We start from the raw sequence: 3,467 nt of genomic DNA, 5'->3' as shown, positions 1-3,467 counted from the left end.
GCCGCCTCCATCGAGCCCGCCGAGCTGCTTGCCCTCGACGAGGAGGCGCTGGAACGGGCCCGCGTCACGCTTGCGCCCGCGGTGCAGCTCATCGCCTCGCGCTGGCCGCTGGCCGAGATCCGCAGCTACGCGCTTGGCGAGACGCGCGAGCGGCCGAGCTCCGGCGCGCAGGACATCGTGGTCACCCGGCCCGAGTTCGATCCGGTGGTCTCGGCCCTACCCGAGCGCGGCCATGCCTTCGCCCTCGCGCTGAAGGCGGGCATGCCGCTCGGTGCCGCCGTCACCCAATGCGGCGCGGGCTTCGACCCCGCACCCACCCTCGCGCTGCTGCTCGGTCAGGGCGCCATCACGGGATTGATCTCATGACCCGGTTTTTCATGCTTTACCAGGATACCGCCGACTGGCTCGAGATCCGCACCACGGGGCTGCTGCCCCTGCTCGCCCGGCTCACCTTTGCCGCAACGCTGCTGGTCTATTTCTGGAGTTCCGCCCGCACCAAGCTCGGCGACGGGCTCTTCGGGCTGATCATCCCCTCGGACGGCGCCTACGCACAGATCTTCCCCCGCCAGCTCGAGGCTGCGGGCTACGACATCTCGCAGCTCGGCATCCTGCACTGGGCGGTGACGGTCGCCGGCACCTGGGCAGAATTCCTGCTGCCGCTGCTGGTGGTTCTGGGGCTTGCCACCCGGCTGGCGGCGCTGGGAATGATCGGCTTCGTCACGGTACAGAGCCTCACCGACCTTTATGGTCACGGTGCCATCGCCCATGACGAGACCGTGGGCGCGCTCTTCGACCGCATGCCCGACGCAATGATCCTCGATCAGCGGCTGCTCTGGATGTTCCTGATGGTCACGCTGGTGCTGAAGGGCGGAGGCTGGCTGGCGCTCGACCGCGGACTGTCACGGCTCGCGACGCCGCGACAGTCCCCCGCCCTCTGACCGGCGCCCGTCAGGCGGCGACGCCGAGCGCCTCCTGCACCGACTTGTCCCAGCCCAGATGCATCGCATCGCCATCGACGATGAGCGGACGCTTCATCAGGGCGGGATGCGCCGCCAGCAGTTCCAGCGGCGACGCCACGCGCTCTGCCTCCGACAGCCCCCGCCAGGTGGTGGAGCGCGTGTTCAGGAGCTTTTCGCCAAACCGCTCATGCGCCGCGGCCAGCACATCGCCCGGCACGCCGTCGGCGCGCACGTCGACCAGCTCTGCCTGTGGCAATGCCTTCAATGCCTTGCGGCACGTGTCGCAATTCTTGAGCCCGTAGAGTTTCATCTCGCCCTCTTCTTTTGCCTCGTGCGCACAATTTATCGCCGATTGCTGCGGGCGCGAGGTGTTTCTCTTGATTTTTACATCGCCTGTGTAACGCTTTTGGCTGTGACCTTCGACGATCAATCCCGGAGGGCGGTGAACGCACCCCCTTCCTGAAAGGCGAATGTGACGGGGCGCCCGGCCTGGCCGGGGTAAACTTATGAAAGACTTGGAAGGAGCACGGGAACATGCCGAGCGGCACCGTGAAATGGTTCAATACCACGAAAGGCTACGGCTTCATCGCGCCCGAAGAGGGCGGCAAGGACGTCTTCGTCCATATCTCCGCGGTGGAACGCTCTGGCCTCACCGGGCTCGCGGACAACCAGAAGGTTAGCTACGAGCTGAAAGAAGGTCGTGACGGCCGCATGATGGCGTCCGACCTGAAAACACTTTGACCTGAAATCATATTTCCTCGTCCCGGCCCGCAGGCCGGGACCTATCCGCCTTCCCATGTGCCCTGCGCCAGCTCACTGCGTTTGCAGGCGGGTCGCCTCCTGTCCGGCGAGGCGGATCAGATCGGTCATGTAGGGTTTCTGCAGATCGCCCGAACGGGTCGCAGCATAGAGCGTGCGGCGCAGCCCCTTCTTGGTCAGCGGCCGGGTGACATAGTCTGAATTGTACTTCACCTCGCGCACCACCCAGTCGGGCAGCACCGCCACGCCGCGGTTCGACGCGACCAGCAGCAGGATCACCGCGGTCAGTTCGACCTGTCGAATCGCGGAGGGCTCGACCTTGGCGGGGCTCAGGAGCTGCGAGAACACGTCGAGCCGCGCCCGGTCCACCGGATAGGTGATGAGCGTCTCGCCACGGAAATCCTGCGCATCGACATAGGGCTTGGCGGCCAGCGGATGCGCCGAGGCGGCGACGAAGACAGGACTGTAGTCGAAGAGCGGCGTGAAGACGATGTTGGGGAGGTCCTCGGGGTCGGAGGAGATCACCACGTCCACGTCCTCCTTCTCGAGCGCCGGCAGCGCGTCGAAGGCGAGCCCCGGGCGGATGTCCACGTCGACGTCGGGCCAGTGCTTGCGAAAGGCCTCGAGCACCGGGAACAGCCATTCGAAACAGGCGTGGCACTCGATGGCGATGTGCAGCCGTCCCGAGCGCCCCGCCCGCAGCCCCGCGAACTCGGCCTGCGCCGCCTCGACCTGAGGCAGCACCTGCTCGGCCAGCCGCAGAAGCCGCAGCCCCGCCGCCGACAGCCGCATGGGCTTGGAGCGGCGCACGAAAAGCTCGATGCCTGCCTGATCCTCCAGCCCCTTGATCTGATGGGACAAAGCCGACTGCGTGATGTTCAGCTGGTCCGCCGCACGGGCCAGGCCGCCCGCCTCGTGGATCGCCCTGATCGTGCGCAGGTGACGGAATTCGATATGCATCCCAGTGTTTCGCTCATGTTGTTCTTGAGATTTATGAGTTTGTCTCACAATGCCCTTTGTGCAACAAGGATCCCAGCAAAAATGAGGATCCCGGCATGAAACGCCCCGAAATCTCGTTCGAATTCTTCCCGCCGCGCAACATAGAGGCGACGTTCCGTCTCTGGGACACCGTCCAGGCGCTGGCCCCGCTGAAACCGAACTTCGTCTCCGTCACCTACGGTGCCGGCGGCACCACCCGCGAGCTCACCCGCGATGTCGTGGCCACCCTGCACAAGCACTCGGGCCTGCGGGTCGCGGCGCACCTGACCTGCGTCGACGCCACCAGGGCCGAGACCCTCGCCATCGCCGAGCAGTTCCGCGACGCCGGCGTGAAGGACATCGTGGCGCTGCGGGGCGATCCGCCCAAGGGTGCCTCGGGCTTCACCCCGCACCCCGAGGGCTTCGGCAGCTCGGTCGAGCTGATCGAGGCGCTGCGCAAGACCGGCGATTTCAACATCCGCGTCGGCGCCTACCCCGACGTGCACCCCGAGGCCGCCAATGCCGCCGCTGACGTGGAGTGGCTGAAGCGCAAGCTCGACGCCGGTGCCTCCGAGGCGCTGACCCAGTTCTTCTTCGAGGCCGAGACCTTCTTCCGCTTCCGCGATGCCTGCGCCAAGGCCGGCATCGAGAAACAGATCGTGCCGGGGATCCTGCCGATCGAGAACTGGAAGGGCGCACGCCGCTTTGCCGAGGCCTGCGGCACCAAGGTTCCGGCATGGGTCATCGAGGCCTTAGAGGCCGCCGAGCGTG

The 3,467-nt window shown here is 66.3% G+C and carries 5 protein-coding genes and 1 pseudogene; 4 read left to right on the top strand and 2 right to left on the bottom strand.

The features are described from left to right. Together HC022_RS21580 and HC022_RS21575 are read left to right on the top strand one after the other, a co-directional pair. A pseudogene (locus HC022_RS21580) lies at positions 1-366 on the top strand (DUF2063 domain-containing protein); the annotation flags it as partial. Positions 367-377: 11 nt separating this feature from the next. Beyond that, positions 378-938, top strand: coding sequence for a DoxX family membrane protein (locus HC022_RS21575; protein ID WP_165617126.1), 561 nt, complete (start codon positions 378-380; stop codon positions 936-938). Positions 939-948: 10 nt separating this feature from the next. Here the strand turns inward: HC022_RS21575 and HC022_RS21570 are convergent, their stop codons facing one another. Continuing rightward, entirely contained in the window at positions 949-1,269 is a 321-nt protein-coding gene (locus tag HC022_RS21570; RefSeq protein WP_167453782.1) for an arsenate reductase family protein, read from the bottom strand. Positions 1,270-1,493: 224 nt separating this feature from the next. Here HC022_RS21570 and HC022_RS21565 point away from each other — a divergent pair, with 224 nt between their 5' ends. Next, positions 1,494-1,700: a cold-shock protein gene (locus HC022_RS21565; RefSeq protein ID WP_008885598.1), complete on the top strand. Its 207-nt coding sequence runs from the start codon at positions 1,494-1,496 to the stop codon at positions 1,698-1,700. Between the two features lie 72 nt (positions 1,701-1,772). Here the strand turns inward: HC022_RS21565 and HC022_RS21560 are convergent, their stop codons facing one another. Beyond that, positions 1,773-2,678, bottom strand: a complete 906-nt coding sequence (locus tag HC022_RS21560; protein ID WP_008886275.1) for a LysR family transcriptional regulator — start codon at positions 2,676-2,678, stop codon at positions 1,773-1,775. A gap of 95 nt (positions 2,679-2,773) precedes the next feature. On the opposite strand from HC022_RS21560, the gene HC022_RS21555 reads away from it, so the two are divergent. Continuing rightward, the coding region (locus tag HC022_RS21555; RefSeq protein ID WP_167453781.1) for a methylenetetrahydrofolate reductase at positions 2,774-3,467 on the top strand (694 nt) is incomplete at its 3' end.

The sequence above is a fragment of the Salipiger sp. HF18 genome (genome assembly GCF_011806505.1).
Lineage (GTDB): Bacteria > Pseudomonadota > Alphaproteobacteria > Rhodobacterales > Rhodobacteraceae > Salipiger > Salipiger thiooxidans.
This window is presented reverse-complemented; position numbering and strand designations above follow the sequence as displayed.